The following is a 736-nucleotide window of genomic DNA, read 5'->3' as shown; positions in this document are numbered from 1 at the left end:
GGCCAGTCGGTGGTGTTCTACGACGGTGAGATCTGCCTGGGCGGCGGCGTGATCGAAGTGGCCGAGCCGTGGAGCAGCCACTGATGAATCAGATGCAAGAGCAACTGATTGCGCTGGGCGGGGTGTTTCAGGCGGCCGTACTGGTTGACCGAATTGCCCGCACCGGCCAGGCCAGCGAGGCCGACCTTGGCTGCATGCTGGGCAGCCTGCTGGTACGCGACCCCAAGGACACCCTCGAGGTGTTCGGCGGCGACGACCTGAACCTCAAGGATGGCTACCGCGCCCTGGCCAGCGCACTGGAGCGCGACCCCGGCAGCCTGCAGCGCGAACCCTTGCGCTATGCGCTGTCGATGCTGGGCCTGGAGCGCCAGTTGGCCAAGCGTGGCGACATGCTCGACACCATCGGCAAGCGCCTGCCACAGATCCAGTCCCAGGCCGACCATTTCGGCCTGGTGCACGAAAACGTGATCGCTTCCAGCGGCGCGTTGTACCAGGACACCCTGAGCACCCTGCGCCAACGTATCCAGGTGCATGGCGACATGCGCAACCTGCAGCAGCCCAACAATGCCTCGAAGATCCGTGCCCTGTTGCTGGCCGGTATTCGCGCGGCGCGCCTGTGGCGTCAACTGGGCGGGCACCGCTGGCAGTTGGTGATCAGCCGGCGCAAGCTGCTCAAAGAGCTGTACCCGATGCTACGCGGCTGACCCTGGCCGCTGGCGGCCTTCGCTGGCAAGCC

General features: G+C 66.2%; 2 protein-coding genes. Both read left to right on the top strand.

Translation table 11 applies throughout. The annotated features are described in order from the left end of the window. Nucleotides 1-84 (top strand): aminomethyltransferase beta-barrel domain-containing protein (locus G3436_RS28160; protein WP_243667355.1); only part of this gene is annotated, 84 nt, incomplete at its 5' end. Beyond that, nucleotides 84-704: a high frequency lysogenization protein HflD gene (hflD, locus tag G3436_RS26770; RefSeq protein WP_163951366.1), complete on the top strand. Its 621-nt coding sequence runs from the start codon at nucleotides 84-86 to the stop codon at nucleotides 702-704. The genes G3436_RS28160 and hflD, both read left to right, overlap by 1 nt. The last annotated feature ends 32 nt before the right edge of the window (nucleotides 705-736 follow it).

The sequence above is a fragment of the Pseudomonas brassicae genome (assembly GCF_010671725.1).
GTDB classification, from domain to species: Bacteria; Pseudomonadota; Gammaproteobacteria; order Pseudomonadales; family Pseudomonadaceae; genus Aquipseudomonas; species Aquipseudomonas brassicae.
Note: the sequence above shows the minus strand (reverse complement) of the source record. Positions and strands in the feature narration are given on the sequence as shown.